Annotated in this window: 18 protein-coding genes and 4 tRNA genes; 11 read left to right on the top strand and 11 right to left on the bottom strand. The window is 42.1% G+C overall.

The window, feature by feature from the left end; all coding sequences use genetic code 11:
* The 6 genes from FTU35_RS04395 to FTU35_RS04420 all read left to right on the top strand — a co-directional run.
* Positions 1-276, top strand: a 276-nt coding sequence (locus FTU35_RS04395; protein ID WP_180064523.1) for a zinc ribbon domain-containing protein, incomplete at its 5' end; no start/stop codon positions are given.
* 362 nt (positions 277-638) lie between these two features.
* A tRNA-Phe gene (locus FTU35_RS04400) sits at positions 639-714 on the top strand.
* 134 nt (positions 715-848) lie between these two features.
* Positions 849-924 (top strand) — tRNA-Phe (locus FTU35_RS04405).
* A 328-nt stretch (positions 925-1252) separates the two neighbouring features.
* Positions 1253-1756 (top strand): hypothetical protein, encoded by a 504-nt coding sequence (locus tag FTU35_RS04410; RefSeq protein WP_228274489.1) that lies wholly within the window; start codon positions 1253-1255, stop codon positions 1754-1756.
* Positions 1757-2081: 325 nt separating this feature from the next.
* Positions 2082-2816, top strand: coding sequence for a class I SAM-dependent methyltransferase (locus tag FTU35_RS04415; RefSeq protein ID WP_154320240.1), 735 nt, complete (start codon positions 2082-2084; stop codon positions 2814-2816).
* 98 nt (positions 2817-2914) lie between these two features.
* Positions 2915-3310, top strand: a complete 396-nt coding sequence (locus tag FTU35_RS04420) for a hypothetical protein (protein WP_004974410.1) — start codon at positions 2915-2917, stop codon at positions 3308-3310.
* A 105-nt stretch (positions 3311-3415) separates the two neighbouring features.
* Here the strand turns inward: FTU35_RS04420 and FTU35_RS04425 are convergent, their stop codons facing one another.
* From FTU35_RS04425 to ompR, 3 genes are all read right to left on the bottom strand, one after another.
* Complete coding sequence (locus tag FTU35_RS04425) at positions 3416-4939, bottom strand: acetyl-CoA hydrolase/transferase family protein (RefSeq protein ID WP_004974412.1); 1524 nt, start codon at positions 4937-4939, stop codon at positions 3416-3418.
* Positions 4940-5247: 308 nt separating this feature from the next.
* Positions 5248-6708, bottom strand: coding sequence for an ATP-binding protein (locus FTU35_RS04430; protein WP_004974413.1), 1461 nt, complete (start codon positions 6706-6708; stop codon positions 5248-5250).
* 168 nt (positions 6709-6876) lie between these two features.
* Positions 6877-7641 (bottom strand): two-component system response regulator OmpR, encoded by a 765-nt coding sequence (gene ompR, locus FTU35_RS04435; RefSeq protein ID WP_104852661.1) that lies wholly within the window; start codon positions 7639-7641, stop codon positions 6877-6879.
* A gap of 347 nt (positions 7642-7988) precedes the next feature.
* On the opposite strand from ompR, the gene FTU35_RS04440 reads away from it, so the two are divergent.
* Positions 7989-10340, top strand: a complete 2352-nt coding sequence (locus FTU35_RS04440) for a Tex family protein (RefSeq protein ID WP_154320241.1) — start codon at positions 7989-7991, stop codon at positions 10338-10340.
* Between the two features lie 88 nt (positions 10341-10428).
* Here FTU35_RS04440 and FTU35_RS04445 read toward each other — a convergent pair whose 3' ends face one another.
* From FTU35_RS04445 to FTU35_RS04455, 3 genes are all read right to left on the bottom strand, one after another.
* On the bottom strand, positions 10429-10740 hold the full coding sequence (locus tag FTU35_RS04445; RefSeq protein ID WP_180064524.1) for a hypothetical protein: 312 nt from the start codon (positions 10738-10740) through the stop codon (positions 10429-10431).
* Between the two features lie 213 nt (positions 10741-10953).
* Positions 10954-11841: an SDR family NAD(P)-dependent oxidoreductase gene (locus tag FTU35_RS04450; RefSeq protein ID WP_004974423.1), complete on the bottom strand. Its 888-nt coding sequence runs from the start codon at positions 11839-11841 to the stop codon at positions 10954-10956.
* Positions 11842-12148: 307 nt separating this feature from the next.
* Positions 12149-13426, bottom strand: a complete 1278-nt coding sequence (locus tag FTU35_RS04455; protein WP_004974425.1) for an O-acetylhomoserine aminocarboxypropyltransferase/cysteine synthase family protein — start codon at positions 13424-13426, stop codon at positions 12149-12151.
* A gap of 281 nt (positions 13427-13707) precedes the next feature.
* Between FTU35_RS04455 and ettA the strand changes: the two genes are divergently transcribed.
* Positions 13708-15369 (top strand): energy-dependent translational throttle protein EttA, encoded by a 1662-nt coding sequence (gene ettA, locus FTU35_RS04460; RefSeq protein WP_004974427.1) that lies wholly within the window; start codon positions 13708-13710, stop codon positions 15367-15369.
* Positions 15370-15497: 128 nt separating this feature from the next.
* Here the strand turns inward: ettA and FTU35_RS04465 are convergent, their stop codons facing one another.
* The 5 genes from FTU35_RS04465 to FTU35_RS04485 form a co-directional block, all read right to left on the bottom strand.
* Positions 15498-15839: a hypothetical protein gene (locus FTU35_RS04465; RefSeq protein ID WP_004974430.1), complete on the bottom strand. Its 342-nt coding sequence runs from the start codon at positions 15837-15839 to the stop codon at positions 15498-15500.
* Between the two features lie 153 nt (positions 15840-15992).
* Positions 15993-16068: transfer RNA gene (locus FTU35_RS04470), tRNA-Glu, on the bottom strand.
* 36 nt (positions 16069-16104) lie between these two features.
* Positions 16105-16180 (bottom strand) — tRNA-Ala (locus FTU35_RS04475).
* A gap of 57 nt (positions 16181-16237) precedes the next feature.
* The gene (gene gltX / locus FTU35_RS04480; RefSeq protein WP_096901292.1) at positions 16238-17746 is read right to left on the bottom strand and encodes a glutamate--tRNA ligase; all 1509 of its coding nucleotides are present in this window, start codon (positions 17744-17746) and stop codon (positions 16238-16240) included.
* 141 nt (positions 17747-17887) lie between these two features.
* Complete coding sequence (locus tag FTU35_RS04485; protein ID WP_154320244.1) at positions 17888-18175, bottom strand: hypothetical protein; 288 nt, start codon at positions 18173-18175, stop codon at positions 17888-17890.
* 504 nt (positions 18176-18679) lie between these two features.
* On the opposite strand from FTU35_RS04485, the gene FTU35_RS04490 reads away from it, so the two are divergent.
* The 3 genes from FTU35_RS04490 (at position 18680) to ftsL (ending at position 21143) form a co-directional block, all read left to right on the top strand.
* On the top strand, positions 18680-19693 hold the full coding sequence (locus tag FTU35_RS04490) for a sulfate ABC transporter substrate-binding protein (protein WP_096901291.1): 1014 nt from the start codon (positions 18680-18682) through the stop codon (positions 19691-19693).
* Between the two features lie 197 nt (positions 19694-19890).
* A complete protein-coding gene (gene rsmH / locus FTU35_RS04495; RefSeq protein ID WP_004974437.1) occupies positions 19891-20802 on the top strand; it encodes a 16S rRNA (cytosine(1402)-N(4))-methyltransferase RsmH in 912 nt (303 codons plus the stop codon).
* An 11-nt stretch (positions 20803-20813) separates the two neighbouring features.
* Positions 20814-21143 carry a cell division protein FtsL gene (gene ftsL, locus FTU35_RS04500; protein WP_104852659.1) on the top strand — a complete coding sequence of 110 codons (330 nt, stop codon included), beginning with the start codon at positions 20814-20816 and terminating at the stop codon, positions 21141-21143.
* Positions 21144-21155: the final 12 nt, after the last annotated feature.

The following is a 21155-nucleotide window of genomic DNA, read 5'->3' on the forward strand; positions in this document are numbered from 1 at the left end:
GTGCTAGATGCCAGTTGGACAACACTAAGAACCATGCTCAAGTATAAATGCGAGAACGCAGGGGTATGTTATGAAGAAGTCAATGAAGCCTATACCACCCAAACTTGTTCGTGCTGTGGCTCACGCTCCAGTAGTCCGGAAGGTAGAGCAGGACTTGGAATAAGAGAATGGCAGTGTGTGGAGTGTGGTACGCTCCATGATCGGGATGTAAATTCCGCACTGAATATTCTTGCGCTCGGACATGAGCGTCTAGCAGTAGGAATCTCCGTCCTTTAGGTCGGGGAGGATGTCAACTAAATCCTATATTGTTTTTTGTGCTTGCACAGCCACAATTTTTAGCTAAGGTTTAAATAGCTTTGCGTAGGCATCTTCCTACTTTGGCAAGACCCAAAGTAGGCAAAAGTCTTTTGTTACCCATACACGACATCCTTGTCGTGATGGGTAACGTGGGGCATCCGTGCCCCACATTCGCGTATCGGAAGTTTGTCAAAATTTAATTGGAAAAGAACTCATTTTTAAATTTTTGGGTGATATTTCAGCAGAAATAGAATGAGGTTGCTGTAAAAGTAAACATTTGCACTGAAAAGCGAAAAAGACTATTGACGATTTACAGCTGAAACTGTTTAATACGCGTCATTGGCGTGATAGCTCAGTCGGTAGAGCAACGGATTGAAAATCCGTGTGTCCCCAGTTCGATCCTGGGTCTCGCCACCATATTCAAAACGGTTAAACGTTTTCAATCCCTGATCCCATCAGGGATTTTTTTTGCATAAAATTTATGCGATCAAATAAAAAAGTGATGATTTTTATTGACTATTCAGCCGAGATACGGCTTAATACACGGCATTGGCGTGATAGCTCAGTCGGTAGAGCAACGGATTGAAAATCCGTGTGTCCCCAGTTCGATCCTGGGTCTCGCCACCATATTCAAAAAGCCTCAAACACTGTTTGAGGTTTTTTTTTCGCCTCTAGGTTGGTCATAGAGAATTATAATTACATGCAAAGCGCATTAAAATTCCAAGAAAAATTGCATACCCATAATAGATTTAAGAAAGTGAAAAAGACCGTTTATCCGAGTCAAGGTGAGCCAAAATTGATTTTCAGGTAGGCTATAAAACGTATACGGTTGCAGTGAAAAATTTTTTTCTTGCATGGTGTAAAACTGCATTGTCCTGAAATTACGTTGCGAGACAAGTTTATGAAATTTATAAAAATATATCCTTTGCTGCTGATATTGGGCTGTCCATGGAGCATGATGGTCCACGCGGATGACGCGGTGACCTTACCCACCCTGCACGTACTGGCCGAGCCAGAGTTACGTACAGAAACCGGGATTGTGCCGTATCAGAATGATGAAAAAAATCTCCGTGCTTTACAGCATCAAGTTATTCGTAATTCACGTGAAGCACAAAACTTTATGATCGACAGCTATGTGGTTGCCAATCTGGAAATTCAGCCCTTACAAGCACAACCCGACCTAAATTCGTTATCGCCCTTTCTACAACAGTATGTATTGAGTATTGCTCAGGGTTTACAGTCGAGTGATCCTACACAAGGCTTGTATATTATGTTGCAACCCTTTGGTATAAACCGTAGCAACAGTATGCAGCATATTGATCGTAGCAATAGCAACAGTATGCAGCCCATCGATCGTGATATGCATATACAGCTCGACCTGAAAAATGTCAGCATTGGTACGATTGAACCTTCTATAAATAATTTTTCTGTACCTGAGCTACCGACACCGAAAAAGTAATCATTTTTCTTTTGAAAAAATCCTTAGCTTTGCCAGCGAAGCCTATATTTGCCGCCGCGAGAAAGTGGCAAATGCCTGCGCAGTTGAAAATTGGGGCTGTTTTCAGCCTGTGAGCTAGTCATGTTCTTCAGAGATCATTACTCCGTTATATGCTCAGCCAGTCGGGAACCACCGGGTCAGTTTTAATCCTGCCCAGAGCTGGAAATTGGCTCCATACGATGTTAAATATTATCAATTGAATGATCAGCGGGTGCTCATTGCCCAGACCAGTTTTAGAATTGATCAGGTCATTGATTAAATTTATAAATATTATGAGCATCGTTAAATGAAAGATCTGTTTTCTGATGACAGCTTGCGCTATAAACAGGCCCGTCCGGCTTATTCTGCAGAAATTGTCCAGGAAATTTTAAAGCATGTACCTGAACGAACTTTTGCCTGGGATTGTGGTGCCGGTTCGGGGCAGTTTACCCAGTTATTGGTACCACATTTTCAGCAGATTTTAGCCACAGATTTAAGTCAAGCACAGTTGGATTTGGCACCGCAGTGGGCAAATGTGAGTTATCGTATCTGCTTGGCGCAAGACAGCGGATTGGCAGATGCGAGTGTGGATTTAATTACCGTTGCACAAGCGATTCACTGGTTCAATTTTGATGCCTTTTATGCCGAAGTGCATCGGGTGCTAAAACCGAGTGGAATATTTGCTGCGGTGGGCTACGGTCTGATTCAAGCTGTAGATCCTGAGGTGAATACCGCAATTCAACGCTTGTATTTTCAGACCTTAAAAGGTTGTTGGGATGCTGAACGTCGTTATATTGATGACTTATATCGCACGATTCCTTTCCCATTTCAAGAAATCGTGACACCCGAACTTTGCCTGAAATATCGTTGGTCGGCAGCACAATTGCTGAATTATTTAAACACTTGGTCGGGACTGCAGCATTATTTAAAGCAACATACTGATACGCCCTTGCTTGAATTACAACAATTGTTGCAGCAGCAACCTGCTCAGGGCTTGGAAATTCAGTTTCCAGTTTTGCTGCGTTTAGGTCGCTTGGTATAAAAAGTCAATGTATTGAGTGATTTTTGAACTTAAAATATAAGTTGGTGAAAAAAGGATGTTTCTCCACAGGTGTAATTTACCTATGTGCGAGGTGTCCAATGTTAAAATTTTCTCTCCCTATTTTATTCAGTCTTGCGCTGAGTCTCCCTGCGACTGCTTTTGCCAATCTTGATCAGCCTTTACAGGTCTTGGATGATTGTGCATTAAGTGCAGAATATGGGCAATCCAACAGCTTAAATTTGCTGCATGATCAATACCGTTTTACCGCGCAAGATGTGGTAAATCAAGTTCGAGCTGAACAAAACCTAGACTTAGCAAGCAAATTTGCAACTTTGGGTTCTCGTTTTTATATCAACCCGCAAGGTCAAACTGTGCTGCAAATTCAACGTGATGTGGTGTCTTTGGGTGTGATTGAAACCACACTCAGTGTGGATGGTTTACGCCAGTTAGGGCAGCATTTTATAGATGAATTTAAAGCTTTGGCATTTGAGTAAAATGGAGTGCGTTGTCGCAAATGACCTTGTGACAATCTAAGACATAAAAACTTAAGACATAAAAAAACGCCCTGAAAAATCAGGGCGTTTTTTATTGCACGCGAATTATGCTGGTTGCGCAGATTCTTGTTGTGCAGGAGTCAACATGTGACCGTGTTCTTCGAAGTTTGCATGCCAAGATAATGCTTCACGAAGTAGGTGAGGAGTGTGACCACCTTTTGCACATGCACGCTCAAAGTAATCATTCAATGCATTGCGGTACATTGGGTGTACACAGTTGTCGATAATCGCACGAGCGCGTTCACGTGGTGCAAGACCGCGTAAATCTGCTAAACCTTGCTCAGTGACTAAGATGTCAACGTCGTGTTCGTTGTGGTCTACATGCGCAGCCATTGGAACGATAGATGAAATGTCACCGCCTTTCGCAATCGATTTAGTCACGAAAATCGCCAAGTGTGCGTTACGCGCGAAGTCACCTGAACCACCAATACCGTTCATCATTTTGGTACCGCATACGTGGGTTGAGTTCACGTTACCGTAAATATCAAACTCAAGTGCAGTGTTAATACCAATGATGCCTAAACGACGTACTAACTCAGGGAAGTTAGAAATTTCTTGTGGACGTAAAATGAATTTGTCTTTGTAGTGTGCAAGATTACCAAATACGCGATCGCCACATTTTTCAGACAAAGTCATTGAACAGCCAGAAGCGAACTTCATTTTGCCTGCATCAATCAATTCAAACGTACAGTCTTGGAGTACTTCTGAGTACATCACCAAGTCTTCAAAGTTAGAGTGTTTGAAGCCTGTTAATACTGCATTTGCAATTGAACCGATACCTGCTTGTAAAGGTGCCAAGTTTTTCGGTAAACGACCTTGTGCTACTTCGTTTTCAAAGAATGCGATCAAGTGATCTGCAATTGCTTGAGTTTCGTCATCTGGATCGGTCACGTTAGATGGAGAGTCAAGCAAGGTATCGTTAAATACAATACCCACAACTTTTGCAGGGTCTAACTGAATACCTTTGGTTCCAATACGTTGTTCAACGTGAGTTAATGGCACTGGACCACGTGTTGGACGTGCTTCAGGAATATAAATGTCGTGTAGGCCTTCAAATTCTGTGCTTACAGTGGTGTTGATTTCGATAATGACTTTATCTGCATATTCAACAAAGCTTGCAGAGTTACCTACAGAAGTTGTTGGAATAATTAAGCTGTCTTCAGTAATTGCAACTGCTTCAACAATCGCGATGTCTGGGCGTTTTAGCGTGTTGTTACGCATTTGCTCAACAGTTTCAGACAAGTGTTGGTCAATGAACATAACTTGACCTTGGTTAATTGCTTTACGCAAAGTGTTGTCTACTTGGAACGGCATACGACGAGCCAAAACACCTGCTTCAGTCAATTGCTTGTCTAAATCATTACCAAGACTTGCCCCAGTAATTAAGTCAATTTTTAAAGGATTGGTTTTAGCGCGTGCCACCAATGCAAGTGGAACAGCTTTTGCTTCACCCGCACGAGTAAAGCCACTCATACCTACGGTCATACCATCTTGAACGAATTCAGCAGCTTGTTCTGCGCTGATTACTTTGTCGTGGAGGGAGGCTAAACGGATGCGATCTAAAGACATGGCGAACTCTCGTAAAATACTAGACTGATACCGATTGTACCGATCAAAAAAGGTATTTTGCATAGGTGTTAGGCTAAGGTCTAATTTTTTGCCTAAATGGTGGTATAAAAATATAAAATAATACATAAATAATTGAATTTAATCGTTTATTTATATATCAAAAGGTAAATATTACAATTTGTTTGATATATTTTTATACAATTTTGATATGCACCATCTGAATTTTTTACTTTGATCGTCCATCCGATTTGCTGTTGGTCTGAAATTGGTATATAGCAAGCCAGATAGAGATCAAAAGCGTCAGCCGTTTAGAAGTGTTCACTCAAACTTTGTTTGATTTTTTCCAGCGTGCCAACATTATTTTTTTCTTCAACGATTTCAGGTTGTAACGGCAGGGTAATGATGGCTTCAAGACCACCGTGTTCACGGTTTTGAATGGTGAGCTCGCCCTGATGAATATCGACAATACGTTTTACAATTGCCAAACCTAAGCCACTGCCTTGTACAGTACGTGCTTCATTGCCGCGTACAAAAGGCTGCATTAAATCGGCAATTTGGTCTTCTGGAATGCCTGTACCGTTGTCTGCCACGCTAATCCGAATGTGTTCATCCAGCACTTCTGCAGACAACTCAATTGGCTCTGCACCATAGCGTTTCGAGTTATTAATCAGGTTGCCAATCAGACGTTTCAGCGACAAACTGCGCGCCTGAATTAAAGGTAATTCTTGTGCGTTAAAGCGAATATCCAACGGTTTAAACTGAATAATCAATTCCTGCAGCAAAACATTTAAATCGGTTTCTTGTAATTCTTCATCGGAACCATCACGCATATAAGAAATGAATTGATTTAAAATCGCATCCATATCTTCTACATCGTAAATTAAGCCTTCTTTTAAAAAATCATCATCGGGCATCATTTCGGCACTTAAACGAATCCGTGTCAGTGGCGTGCGCAGGTCGTGTGAAATACCTGCCAACATGATACGACGGTCACGTTCAGTCTGTTCCAAAGTATAAATCATGTGATTAAAGGCTTGGTTGACCTCACGAATTTCCTGCGGACCGTGATTGGTTTCTAAATAAGGTGCTTTGCCTGTTTTACTGTAGCTATTGGCGGCATTTTGCAGACGACGCAAAGGACGATTCAGCTGACGTACTAGAGTTAAAATAATTGCTGCAGCTAACAGTGGAATACCCAAAAGCCAGCCAAAGACCAATTCAGGGCTGTAGTTGGCATAGGTTTTAAGGGGTTCACGTACCCAGTTGCCATTCATTTCTGGGGTTTGAATCCAAATACGCGGGCTTGGTTTGAACTGGAAATAGACCGTGACATCCTGCATTTTTAATTCAGTTGCCAGTTTCTTTTCTATTTGTTGGGTAAAAAACTCTGCAATGACTTTTTCCCGTACATTAGGAAACTCACGTGGATCGGTTACATATTCAATGCCGACCCGATTTTTAAGCCACGCATCGACATCGACTTCGGCTTCATTGTGAAAAATGCGCAAATCTGGATTGTTTAAAATTTCCAGTTCAACCGCTAAATAGCGGGCGTGTTGTTGAATTTCAGGTAAATACAAGGTGCGCCAAAAGAACCACAACGACATAAACAGGCTAAACAACACCACAAAAACCACCAGTACCGTGGTGCGCATGGCTGCAGAGCGTGGTTTGATTTTGTCCAGAAAACGCTCCCAGCGGGTACGTTTCTTTTCAGAATACGCCACATAGTCGGTAAATTCTTGTGGGTCGATGGGTTCGAGTTTCACATCTTGTCCTGTGGCAGAGGTTGTAAAGCGAATTTAGTGAGTGAAATTTTATGATGAATATACTTGTTATTGGAATGTCTGTTCTTTAAATCTAGCACAATGATCGGTGTGCATAAATGTTGATCATTGCATGAAGATGTGAGGCTGAAGCCTCACATCATTTTCAACTTATTCCGCACCATCTGGAACAAATACATAACCGACACCCCAAACCGTTTGAATATAACGTGCACGGGCAGGGTTTTCTTCAATTAAACGACGTAAACGTGAAACCTGAACATCAATCGAACGCTCCATCGCACCCCATTCACGACCACGCGCCAAATTCATTAACTTGTCACGGGTTAAAGGCTCACGAGGATGTTGTACCAACGCTTTGAGTACTGCAAATTCACCTGTAGTTAGGGTCACGACCTGACCTTCACGTGTCAAAGTACGGGTCGATAAATCTAGTGACCATGGGCCAAAACCAACCACTTCCATTTGCTGACTTGGTGCACCTGGTACCTCGCGCACTTGACGACGCAATACAGCACGAATACGCGCTAACAGCTCATTTGGATTAAACGGTTTTGGTAAATAATCATCTGCACCTGCTTCAAGTCCTGCAATACGGTCAGAGTCACTGCCGCGAGCCGTCAGCATAATAATTGGCGTGTCGATGTTAGATTGACGTAAACGACGGCAAATACTTAAACCATCTTCAACAGGCAGCATAAAATCAAGCACGATTAAAGAGAACAGTTCACGCTGTAACAAACGATCCATTTGTGTCGCATCGTGGGCAGTTTTGACCACAAAGCCCTTATCTTCCAAGAAACGCTGTAACAGGGTACGTAAACGCACATCATCATCGACAACGAGAATGCGTTCAACGCGGTCAGTTTCGCTGTGTACGGCATCTGTTTTTTCAGCAGGTACAACTAAACTCATGATGTGCTCCTTTATTCTTTATTGTCATCGTAAACAAAAAGTTGAGTTGGCTTTGAGTATACGATTCATTGGTATCTATTGCCTATGCTCTAAAGCAACAAATATTGCAGATAAAATCAAGACATAGATACCAAATATATACAGCATTCCCATGCGAAAAACTGACATATTTGTCCGTTTGAGTCTAACATAAGCCTGAATTTTATTTAGATTTATAAAATTTAGCCGAATTGGCAAAAATCGCCAAAAAACCACCATTTATAAAATTCATAAAACAATTGTGGATTTTATAGTGTTGGTCTTTATAATCATGGCTTTTAGTACTTATCCTTGTAGGATCACACACGATGACTGACTTAGTTCAGCAGTTAGCAAAAGAACTTGCCGTACGACCAAATCAAGTAGAAGCTGCCATCAAACTTATTGATGAAGGTGCTAGCGTTCCATTTATTGCACGTTACCGTAAAGAAGTGACGCAAGGTTTAGATGACACGCAGCTACGTCAGCTCGATACACGTTTATCGTATTTACGTGATTTATATGAGCGTCGCGAAAAAGTAATAGAATCACTCAAAGAACAAGATAAATTATCTGATGATTTATTGGCACGGGTTAACGCTGCTGAAACCAAAAATGCTTTAGAAGAAATTTACGCGCCTTACCGTCCAAAACGCACCAGTAAATCGTTTAAAGCTAAAGAAGCAGGTTTAGGCCCAATTGCAGCGCAAATTTTTGCAGAACAGGTTGAGCCAAGCGAAGCTTTAGCAGGCTTTAGTCATGCAGACTATCCTGATGCAGACAGTCAGCTAGATGCGGTACAACACATTCTGATTGATGAATGGGCACAAAATATTGCCTTAACCACAGAATTAAAAGAAATTTTTGCCAAAACAGCGGTATTAAAAAGCTTGGTTGCTTCTGAAGAGAAAAAAGAAGTGGGCAAAAAATTCCGTGATTACTTCGATTTTTCAGAAAACCTCAACAAAGTGCCTTCACATCGCCTATTGGCGATGTTGCGTGGTCGCCAAGAAAACGTCTTGGGTTTAAAAGTTGATGGTGAAGACAGTGCACCTTTGGCACGTATTGAAACTGAATACAATTTAGATCAAATTCAGCCGCAAGCACGTCAGGACTTTTTAAAGCAAACGGCAAAATTGTTCTGGTTGGGCAAAGTGCGTCCACAAATCGAACATTCATTATTGACTGAAAAGCGTTTGGCTGCCGAAGCTGAAGCGATGGATGTCTTTGCAGAAAACTTGCGTCATTTATTGCTCTCTGCACCTGCAGGTGCGCGTTGTACGCTGGGCGTAGACCCTGGCATCCGTACAGGTGTCAAACTGGCTGTGGTGAACCAATCTGGCGATGTGGTTGCACATAGCACGGTTTATCCATTTGCACCTAAAGAAGACAAAGCAGGCGCGATTGAAGAACTTGCACGTTTATGCCGTGAGCACAATGTTGATTTAATCGCGATTGGTAACGGGACTGCAAGCCGTGAAACTGAAGCGGTTGTGGCAGAAATGATGGCGGCGCACAGTGACTTGAAATTAACACGTGTGTCTGTATCTGAAGCGGGTGCATCTGTGTATTCAGCTTCTGAATTGGCATCGCAAGAGTTGCCAGAACTAGATGTGTCGATTCGTGGTGCAGTGTCGATTGCACGTCGTTTGCAAGACCCATTGGCAGAGTTGGTAAAAATTGATCCAAAATCAATCGGTGTGGGTCAGTATCAACATGACGTGAATCAGGCAGGTTTAGCAAAAACCTTAGAAGCTGTGGTAGAAGACTGTGTGAACTCGGTCGGTGTCGATGTCAACACGGCATCTTCAGCAATTTTGGGTTATATCGCAGGTTTGAATAAAGCCATTGCACAGCAAATTGTTGAATACCGTAAAGAACATGGCCGTTTTGACAATCGCCAAGCTTTGAAAAACGTACCGCGTTTAGGCGAACGTACTTTTGAACAAGCAGCAGGTTTCTTACGTATTCAGGCAGGTTCTGAGCCTTTGGATGCTTCTGCAGTGCACCCTGAATCTTATGGTTTAGTAGAAAAAATTGTGGCTGCCAAAGCGACCACGGTTAAAGATATTATTGGTAATACTGAAATTATCCGTTCGGTGAATGCTGAAGAATTTGTGGATGAGCAAGTCGGCTTACCAACTATTCAGGATGTTTTGTCTGAATTGGAAAAACCAGGTCGTGACCCACGTCCTGAATTCCGTACGGCTAAATTCCGTGAAGATATTACTGAAGTGGCGCAGTTGACTGAAGGCATGCAGCTTGAAGGTGTTGTAACCAACGTGACCAACTTTGGTGCTTTCGTGGATGTGGGCGTACATCAGGATGGTTTGGTGCATATTTCTGAGTTGGCCAATGAATTTGTGGCCGACCCGCATAAAGTGGTGAAACCAGGTCAAATCGTGCAAGTGCGTGTGTTACAGGTTGATGTAGAACGTAACCGCGTGAATTTATCGATGCGTCCTGAAGGTTCGGCTGCACCTGCAAAAGCGGCGCGTGCGCCACGTCGTGATCAAGAGCAACGTACAGAGCGTAAGCCACAGGCGAAACGTCCACAGCAGTCACGTCCTCAGTCAGACCGTTCACAAGTGAAAAAACCACAAGCTGCTAAACCGCAAGAAAATAAAATTGGTGGTTTAGGCGCATTGTTGTTACAAGCAGGGATTAAAGGTTCGAAGTAAGTTTTAATTACGCAAACAAAAAGCTCCCGAAATTCGGGAGCTTTTTGTTTTGCAGGAACATTTTTATATACAGATTTTTTGATGGATTTTAAATCAACGGTATAATCCAACTCACCAAAATCAGCATAATTCCCAAATGTCCAAGTTTACGAGTCACTGCGACTAGTTTTGACGGTGGTGCTTCAAGTTGGCGAGCATATTCCTGAAGATTTAAACCTTGTGAGGCTTTGCTGCTAAATAAAAATACGCCCAAATCAATACAAATTAAAATCGTGCCGACATCGGCAACAACCTCTAAAAGTTCATATTCTTGCTGATAAAGCGCCGTTGCAACCTGATAACTTAAAAATAAGGCAAAGGCAAAACAGCCATACTGTAAAATGAGGGCTAGTGCTCGCATAATCCATTCAAAATACTTAAAACAGCTGTGTTATAGCATAAAAATAAGGTGCAATTGAATGTTTTGTTTAAGCTGCATGGACATAAGATTAAGCTTGTTAACATTATCTCTTGCAGTAGATGTTGCAAGATTGAAATAACGTAATATGAAATGATCGGAAATAAAATAGGCGACCCGTAGGTCGCCTAAAGCAAAACTTGAATTGTGTATAAATTACCAGTGTTCACCTGGGAACAAGCGCGCATACGCTTTTTGTACCCAGTTCAGTTTTTGCTGCTCGCCCACAGAAGCGGTAGAGCTTGGGAATAAGTTATAACCAATCGACATGAGTTTGTTGTTAATGTCTGGTGCAATCGCATAAGTGATTGAAGCCAAACGACCCAAATGTGTCGCAATTTTCTTCGGACGTTTCACAATCGCATAAGCAATTAAATCTGCCGCTTGCTCAGGTGAAAGGGTGGGCACGTACTTATAAATTTTGGTTGGTGCGATCATTGGGGTACGAACCAATGGCATATACACCGAAGTAATCGCAATTTTGTGTGTATGCGCTTCTGCAGATAGACAGCGACTAAACGCATCCAATGCGGCTTTAGATGCCACATAAGCCGAGAAGCGCGTTGCGTTGGCTAATACACCAATCGAGCTAATATTGATGATGTGACCATCTTTGCGGTGCATCATCTGCGGCAAAATATTGAGTACCAAACGCACAGCACCAAAATAGTTGAGCTGCATGGTACGTTCAAAGTCGTGGAAACGATCAACCGACTCATGTACTGCACGACGGATTGAGCGGCCTGCGTTGTTAATTAAAATATCAATATGATCGACAGAGGCAAGAATTTGTTGCGATACAGCATCAATAGAGTCCATATCGTTTAGATCACAAGGGAAAACTGAAGCCTTGCCACCACGTGCTTCAATTTCAGCTTTGACTTGTTCGAGCGTTTCCTGAGTACGTGCCACCAAAAGCACATGCGCACCTGCATCGGCTAGCTTATGTGCCACGGTTAAACCAATACCACTCGATGCACCTGTAATAAGGGCAACTTTACCATTTACACGCTGTTGAAAAAGTTTCTCTAATTTTGGCTTCACGCTAATATTCCTGATTTAGATTCCTGAGTTGTCATTTTTATTGAGATTGACGATTCAAATTTCAGACTGAATTTGAACTGTTTTACTTGGCTTTATGATAGCCGATTGCACAAAAAAAGCTATGGAATAAGTGGTTGAATTTAAAAATGAATTTAGAGTAATTGCTCTATTTTTGTGAGCTGTATATCTTTATTTTTACCATGAAATAAAGCTAATGCAAAGACATACAAAGAAAAATTAAAATAAAAAAGCATCCTGTTGAAATTAATCAGCAGGATGCCAGTACAAAGTTTGAACTGATGAGTTTTTATACGGCTGCTAAAGCTTGCTCTAAATCGGCAATTAAGTCATCGGCATGTTCAATCCCGATGGATAAACGCACCATATCTTCACTCACACCAGCCGCTTTGAGTTCATCTGCACTCAACTGACGGTGAGTGGTGGTTGCAGGGTGGCAAGCCAGACTCTTGGCATCGCCAATATTGACCAAGCGTGTGAATAATTGCAGTGCATCAATAAAGCGGGTTCCGCCTTCACGGCCATCTTGCACACCAAAAGACAGAATTGCAGAAGGTTTGCCTTTCACATATTTTTGTGCCAACGCATGTTGCGGGTGATCTTTCAAACCTGCGTAATTGACCCATTTCACTTTTGGATGTGCCTGTAAATATTCCGCTACTTTTTGCGCGTTTTCAGTATGGCGTTCCATACGCAGGCTTAAGGTTTCTAAACCTTGTAAAATTAGGAATACGTTATGCGGGCTAATCGCTGCACCTGTATTGCGTAGTGGTACTACACGTGCACGTGCAATAAATGCTGCAGCGCCTAAGGCTTCTACATAGTTCACACCATGGTAACTTGGGTCAGGTGTATTTAAGGCTTTAAAACGCTCAGGATATTTGCCCCAAGGGAATTTACCGCTATCGACAATAATGCCGCCAATAGACGTACCGTGACCACCAATATATTTGGTCAGTGAGTGAATGATGATGTCTGCGCCAAAATCAAATGATTTTTGCAAGACAGGCGTGGCTACAGTGTTATCCACCACCACTGGAATGCCGTATTCGTGCGCAATTTTCGCAATCGCTTCAAGGTCAATAATATTGCCCAATGGGTTACCAATGGATTCTACAAAGACCAGTTTGGTTTTGTCATCAATCAGGTCGCGTAAGCTTTCAGGCTGTTGATAATCGAAGAAACGTACTTCAATGCCTTGTTTAGGCAAGGTGTGGGCAAATAAGTTGTAAGTACCGCCGTATAAAGTTGATACTGAAGCAATGTTATCGCCTGCTTCGGTAATGGTCTGAATTGCGTAGGTAATTGCAGCCATACCCGATGCTAAAGCCAATGCGCCAATCCCGCCTTCAAGTGCTGCAACACGTTGCTCCAATACTGCAGTGGTTGGGTTCATAATACGGGTGTAAATATTGCCTTGTACTTTTAAATCAAATAAATCGGCACCATGTTGCGTATTATCAAAGGCATAAGAAGTGGTTTGGTAAATAGGCACAGCCACGGCTTTGGTGGTTGGTTCTGGGCTATAGCCTGCATGAATGGCCAAAGTTTCGTCTTTATAGGTCATGTTTACTTCATCTTCGTGAGTTAAATTGGTTTGAGTCTAGCACTTTTAAATATGAAAGAAAGTGTAAAAATGCTGCAATATTTAGCTGTAAATTTGATATAGCAGGCAAAAAGTCCTGTGCTTATCCGCTGATCGCTAGAGTTGTAACAAAGCATGCAAGATGTTTGTGGTGTCTTATTTTTTCTCCGTATTCAGGTATAATACCCGATTATTTTTTCGCTCATTAGAGCAGGGGCTGCTCATCTGAGCCCCAGATTTGGTTTTCTATTGAGGAGTCCTACGTGGCCCAATATATTTATACGATGAACCGAGTGTCGAAAATGGTTCCGCCTAAGCGCGAAATCTTGAAAGACATCTCCTTATCATTTTTCCCAGGTGCGAAAATTGGTGTGCTTGGTTTAAACGGTGCAGGTAAATCGACTTTGCTCCGTATTATGGCGGGCGTAGATAAAGATTTCTCTGGTGAAGCTCGTGCACAGCCAGGCATCAAAATTGGTTATCTTGAGCAAGAACCACCACTAGACCCGAGCAAAGATGTACGCGGCAACGTGGAAGATGGTGTGCGTGAAGCTTTAGATGCTTTAGAGCGTTTAGACCAAGTTTTTGCAGAATATGCAGATCCAGATGCAGATTTCGACAAACTTGCAAAAGAGCAAGAGAAGTTAGAAGCGATTATCCAAACTTGGGATGCACACAACCTGAACAATCAGCTTGAACAAGCAGCGGCAGCATTAAATTTGCCAGCTTGGGATGCTGATGTTAACAAATTATCGGGTGGTGAGCGTCGTCGTGTGGCTTTATGCCGTTTGTTATTGTCTAAACCAGACATGCTGCTTCTAGACGAGCCGACGAACCACTTGGATGCAGAATCTGTATCTTGGTTAGAGCGTTTCTTAAAAGACTTCCCGGGTACGATTGTGGCAATTACCCACGACCGTTACTTCTTGGATAACGTTGCAGAATGGATTTTAGAACTTGACCGTGGACATGGTATTCCATATCAAGGTAACTACTCTTCATGGTTAGAGCAGAAAAATAACCGTTTAGAGCAAGAACAGAAGCAAGAAGAATCTTTTGCTAAAGCCTTGAAAAAAGAATTGGAATGGGTACGTTCTAATGCGAAAGGCCAGCAAAAGAAAAACAAAGCGCGTATGGAGCGTTTTGAAGAGCTTAACTCGCGTGAATTCCAACAGCGTAACGAAACTTCTGAAATTTATATTCCACCTGGCCCACGTTTAGGGAACAAAGTGGTGGAAGTGGAAAACATCAGCAAGTCATTTGGTGATCGCTTACTTTACGAAAACCTTTCCTTTACTGTGCCGCCTGCAGCGATTGTGGGGATTGTCGGTCCAAACGGTGCGGGTAAAACGACTTTATTCCGTATGATGACTGGCGAGCAGCAACCTGATACGGGCAGCGTGACTTTAGGTGACTCGGTAAAAGTGGCTTATGTCGGTCAGATTCGTGACACTCTAGATGATGACAAAACTGTTTGGGAAGAAGTTTCTGGCGGTTTAGACATTTTGAAAGTGGGCGATTATGAAATTGCATCGCGTGCTTATATTGGTCGCTTTAACTTTAAAGGTCAGGATCAGCAAAAACGCGTTGGTGAATTGTCGGGTGGTGAGCGTAACCGTTTACAACTGGCAAAAATTCTACAGCAGGGCGCAAACGTGATCTTGCTGGATGAGCCATCAAACGACTTGGATATTGAAACTTTACGTGCACTGGAAGATGCAATTTTAGTCTTCCCAGGTACAGTGATGGTGGTATCGCACGACCGTTGGTTCCTAGACCGTATTGCAACGCACATCTTGTCATTCGAAGATGAGCAACCAGAATTCTTTACAGGTAATTATACTGAGTTTGAAGAATATCGCCGTAAGAAATATGGTGATGATCTGGCAACCAAACGTAGCAAATACCGTAAAATTGGCGCTTAAGTCTAAAAACTTGAGTTCTCATTAAAAAAACCAGCCGAGAAGGCTGGTTTTTTTATATTTGCTCGATGATGTGGTCTTGTGATCAACCTAGCAACATTTTTCTTAATCTAGATGTAGACCAGTGAGGTTTAAACTTCCCACTCATGTGCACATTCACGGCACTTCCATTTTTTTTGTGACTGCATAAAGGCTTGCATAGAAATTTTGAAATCAGGCAAATCACGATAAAATAAGAAACCTGCAATTACACACAGCACAAATACCGCCACAGTAATGCTTTGTAAGGTTGTGCCTGCACCATCACCAAAAATCCACATGGCGATACTGATCAAGACAAGAAGTAATAAGACAAATACCGCTGGAATAAGCATCACCAAGCTTTTTGGCACCACAGGACGCGGTGTTGTTTGACCTGCCTGCGCAACAGGCATGATTTTTGGGCTTTGACATTTAGGGCATCGGTATTGCATTACAACTCCAAAATTCTAATCTGATCGTTATTCTAACCAAATGTACGGCAAATCAAAAACAGTCTGTCAGAAAACAGGGCAATAAAAAAGCCCAAGTCATTGCTTGAGCTTCTTTATAAGATGAAGATAAGTGCTTTATATTCATCTTGAATATGGCGTCCCTACGGGGATTCGAACCCCGGTTACCGCCGTGAAAGGGCGATGTCCTAGGCCTCTAGACGATAGGGACTTGATGAGGCAACACAGGTAAAGCCTTATTTAAACTTGGTGGAGTCAAGCGGGATCGAACCGCTGACCTCTACAATGCCATTGTAGCGCTCTACCAACTGAGCTATGACCCCAGTCTGTGTGAGCGCAATATTAGGGCTATTGCGCGCACACGTCAACAAAAAAATGAATTAAGCTGGATCAATTGCATCATTTTTCGGCAATTTGATGCTTTCATTCAGTTTTTCCCAGACTTTAACTTCTTTTTTGCTTGGTCCGCCAACCACTTCTAAGGCATGACGCAAACGCGCAAAGGTCAGGTCTGGACCAATGGTGACCATGGTTTGCATCACAGGTGTAGATGCGGTTGAACCTGCAATTGCAATAAAGAACGCAGGCATGAAATCACGCAATTTGATTTCCATTTGGTTGGCTAAATCCATTAGGGTTTGGCTCACCGTGTCGTTGTTCCAAGTAAATAGACTTTCTAAACGCCAAATTGCAAATTGTAGGCTTTGACGCACTTGTTCTTCAGACAGTTTTTTACTTTCAAACTGTTCCTTGCTTAAGCTTGGGAAATGGTTGAAGTAATGTGCAGACCAATTGACCGCTTCTGAGAGTAAATTAATACGCGGTTGAATCGCGGCAGCAATCTCTTCCAATTTGGCACGATCTGCTTTCCAAGCCAATAAGGTATCTAACAGCTCAGCAGGTGAAAGCGCTTTAATCCATTGACCATTCAGCCAATTGAGTTTTTCCACATCAAAGATAGGGCCGCCTAGTGAAACACGTTGAATATCAAAGTGTTCAATCATTTCGGCTAAGGTGAATTTTTCACTTTCATCTGGCATTGACCAACCCATGCGACCTAAATAGTTCAGCAAAGCTTCAGGTAATACGCCAATGTCTTTGTAGTAGTTGATTGAAGTTGGGTTTTTACGTTTAGATAATTTTGATTTGTCTGGGTTACGCAACAATGGCATGTGGCATAACACAGGCATATCCCAACCAAAATATTGATAAAGCAATTGGTGTTTCGGTGCCGATGGAATCCATTCTTCACCACGAATCACGTGAGTGATTTGCATCAAATGGTCATCGACCACGTTGGCCAAATGGTAAGTTGGCAAGCCATCTGTTTTCAGCAAAATTTGCATATCGACTTGCGCCCATGGAATTTCCACTTCACCGCGCAGCATGTCATTAAATTTACATACGCCTTCGGTTGGCACTTTCATACGAATAACATGCGCTTCGCCTGCCGCTAAACGACGCTGCACTTCATCTGCAGACAAGTTTAAACCACGACCATCGTAGCGCGGGCTTTCACCACGTGCTTGTTGTTCTGCACGCATTTGATCTAGTTCTTCGCTAGTAGCGAAGCAATAGAAAGCATGCCCTTGTTCAACCAATTGCAAGGCGTATTGCTTATAAATATCCATACGTTCAGATTGGCGATACGGTGCATGTGGGCCGCCGATATCTGGACCTTCTGCCCAATTTAAGCCTAACCAACGCAATGAATCCAAAATCATTTTTTCAGATTCAGGGGTTGAGCGCAGTTGGTCAGTATCTTCAATACGAAGAATAAATTCACCACCGTGTTGTTTGGCAAAACATAAGTTAAACAAGGCGATATACGCTGTTCCCACGTGCGGGAAACCAGTAGGAGAAGGCGCGATACGAGTACGAACAGTCATAAGCAAGAATTAATTCAAAATGTAAATTGCAACCATTATAACGAAAAAGCCCAAGTACTTAATGTTAAATTCAACATTCTGTACTTGGGCGTTTCAACTGCATTTGAAAAGGGGATCAAAGGCAGTGAATTTAATGCGGAGTTATGAGTTATCTTGCGGGAATAAGGCTTGTACAAAACGGCTAAAACGCTGATTTTGCAAGGCAAAGAAATTTTGAGTTGGAGCAACATGAATGGAAGTCAGCACTTTTAAATCATTATTTGATTCAAACTTTTGCTTGTCTGCCTGTTTTTGTTGGGTAAGGGCTTTTTCAATTAAAGACCCCTTTTCCGCAGTTAAATGGGTTTTACTTTCAGCAGATTTGATCACTGCACTGTGACCGACTGTACTTAAGCTGAGTAATACTGCGAACATGAGTTTAGATTTCATTTTGATTCCCCCTTTCCTTTATGAGTGAACTCACAATTTATAAATTGTTTTAATCACTTTAATATTTAATCACAAAAATCATAACAAAAGTAGATTTGCGTCACACTCTTAATAAGATCTTTATCATCATTTACTCACTATATACCGATTTTTCAGATGATCTTTGATTTAGAACATGTTGTAACAAACAACTGTGGAGATATCGTGAAGATTGTTACAAAAGTCACAATAAAATAGTTTTGAAGCGGGTTTGATTGCTGTGATGTCGCTTATTTTACCGTTGAGTCTAAAAACGGATCAAAGTTTTATTCACTTTTTATATATCTAATCCATAAAAAGGTATAAATTTGGAATAAACGCCGCATCTTGAATTAAATTGATTAAAAACAATTAATTAAAGCTAAATTATTTGAATTTAATCATTTTTTGCATGTTTTTTACAAATTGCGCAGCGCCTGAGCATTGCATATATTGAGCGACAGATTAAAGGTGATGTGTGCTGTAATGAAAACTCAATTGAAAGCTTTATTGGCTGCTGCGCTATTGGCAACAGGTTTTGCTGCAACGACTGCTCAGGCTGCAGATCGTCAGTTTTTAAATGTATCGTATGATGCGACCCGCGAATTTTATGATGAATTTAACAAGTCGTTTGGTCAGTACTGGAAAAAACGTACAGGTTTAGACGTCAACTTTAAACAATCACATGGTGGTTCAGGCAAGCAAGCGCGTTCTGTGGTCGATGGTTTAAAGGGCGATGTTGTCACTTTGGCATTGGCGAATGACATTGAAGAAATTGTAAAGTCAGGTCAAATCCAAGCAGGTTGGCAAAAAGAATTTCCTCATAACTCTGCGCCTTATACCTCGACCATCGTCTTTATGGTGCGTAAAGGCAATCCGAAAAACATTAAAGACTGGAATGACTTAACCAAACCAGGCGTACAAATTATTACCCCTAACCCGAAAACAGGTGGTTTGCCACGTTGGGTGTATTTATCGGCTTGGGGTTATGCAGAAAAGCAGCCGGGCGGCTCTAAGGCCAAAGCGCAAGAATTTGTGGGCAAGATGTACCACAATGTAAAAGTGATGGATTCGGCAGCACGTGCGTCGATGACTACATTTGCTGAACGTGGCATTGGTGATGTGTTGTTGACTTGGGAAAATGAAGCCCTTGTAACTTTAAAAACCTTAGGCAAAGACAAGTTTGATATTGTTTATCCATCTATTTCTATTTTGACTGAACCTTCGGTGGCAATCGTAGACCGCACAGTAGAAAAAAATGGCAATAAATGGTTAGCGACAGGCTATATCAACTATTTATATTCACCTTTAGGTCAGGAAATGGCGGCTAAGCATTTCTACCGTCCACGTAATGAAAAAGTCCTTGCAAAATATGCAGCACAATTCCCGAAATTAAAAACCTTCACGATTGATGAAGTGTTCGGTGGCTGGGAAAATGCACAAAAAACACATTTTGTGAATGGTGCGATTTTCGACCAAATTTATAATACTAAGCGTTAAACAGATATCCATTTTCGGCTAATCTTTTATTGGATTGGCACACAAAAAAATCTCTACGGAGATTTTTTTGTGCTTTAAAAAAGTCAAAAACGGTTTTCCCTATGGAAAGTAATATTTATCTACAAAAAGACGTTTGGAGCTTTGCCAAAACAAGGTAATAATGTGCAGTTACATTTTAGCTGTATTGATTGAACCTTATGTCGCATATTTCTGTATTACTTCATGAAACTGTTGATGCCGTGTTGGCAGATCGCAATACAGGAATTTATGTCGATGCCACCTTTGGACGAGGTGGACACACGCGTTTGTTGTTATCCAAATTGGATGCGCAGGCGCGAGTTTATGCCTTTGATAAAGATCCACAAGCTTTGGCCGTGGCAGCAGAATTGGCGCAGCAAGATTCGCGCTTTCAAATTATTCATGCCAGTTTTGCTGATATGCAGCAAGCGTTGAATGATTTGGGCGTCACTCAGGTCGATGGTGTGATGGCCGATTTAGGCGTGTCGTCACCACAGCTAGATCAGGCAGAACGCGGTTTTAGCTTTATGAAAGACGGCCCGCTTGATATGCGTATGGACAATTCACAAGGCCCGACTGCGGCAGAATGGCTGGTGGATATTGAAGAAGAAGCCTTAGCCAATGTGATTTTTCAATATGGTGAAGAGCGTTATAGCCGCCGTATTGCCAAAGCCATTAAACAGGCGGGTTATATTGAAACTACCGCACAATTGGCTGAAATTGTAAAAGTTGCCCATCCGAAGTGGGAAAAAAACAAACACGCTGCAACACGTACTTTTCAGGCAATTCGTATTGCGATTAATAAAGAATTAGAAGATATTGAAAACTTCTTGCCGCAAGCCGTTGAGGTGTTAAAACCCGAAGGTCGTTTGGCGGTAATTAGCTTCCATTCTTTGGAAGATCGTTTAATTAAACAGTTTATTCAAAAAGAATCGAGCCTGCCTGAAGATTCGGGTTGGGGCTTGCCACAACAGCAACAAGATACACGTCGATTGAAAAAAATATCACGTGTGCGTGCCAGTGATGAAGAAGTCAAAGCCAATCCACGCTCACGCAGCGCATGGCTACGTGTTGCAGAACGATTAGCTTGAAAAGGCCAATAATGAAAACTGAAACCGTTGAAAAAAATCAATCTCAAGTGCGACTGAAAAAAATGGTCGCCTATTTTATTTTATTGGCGCTGGTATTTATCAGCGCGATTATGGTGGTGTTTCAAGTGTTTGAATATCGCCATGATTATCGTGAGCTGAGTTCTTATATGCGCGAGCGAGATGACTTAAATGCCGAATGGGGGCGTTTGTTAATTGAACAGCAGACCTTTGGTGCAACTGCACAAATTGGCACCCGTGCGGTGACGCAACTGCGTATGTATTCACCGCCCGCACCGCAAACTGTGGTGATTTCTTTGCCTACAACCTCAGAACAACAATAAGGCGAGTTGCAC

The organism is Acinetobacter sp. YH12095 (genome assembly GCF_013419245.1).
Taxonomy (GTDB): Bacteria; Pseudomonadota; Gammaproteobacteria; order Pseudomonadales; family Moraxellaceae; genus Acinetobacter; species Acinetobacter towneri.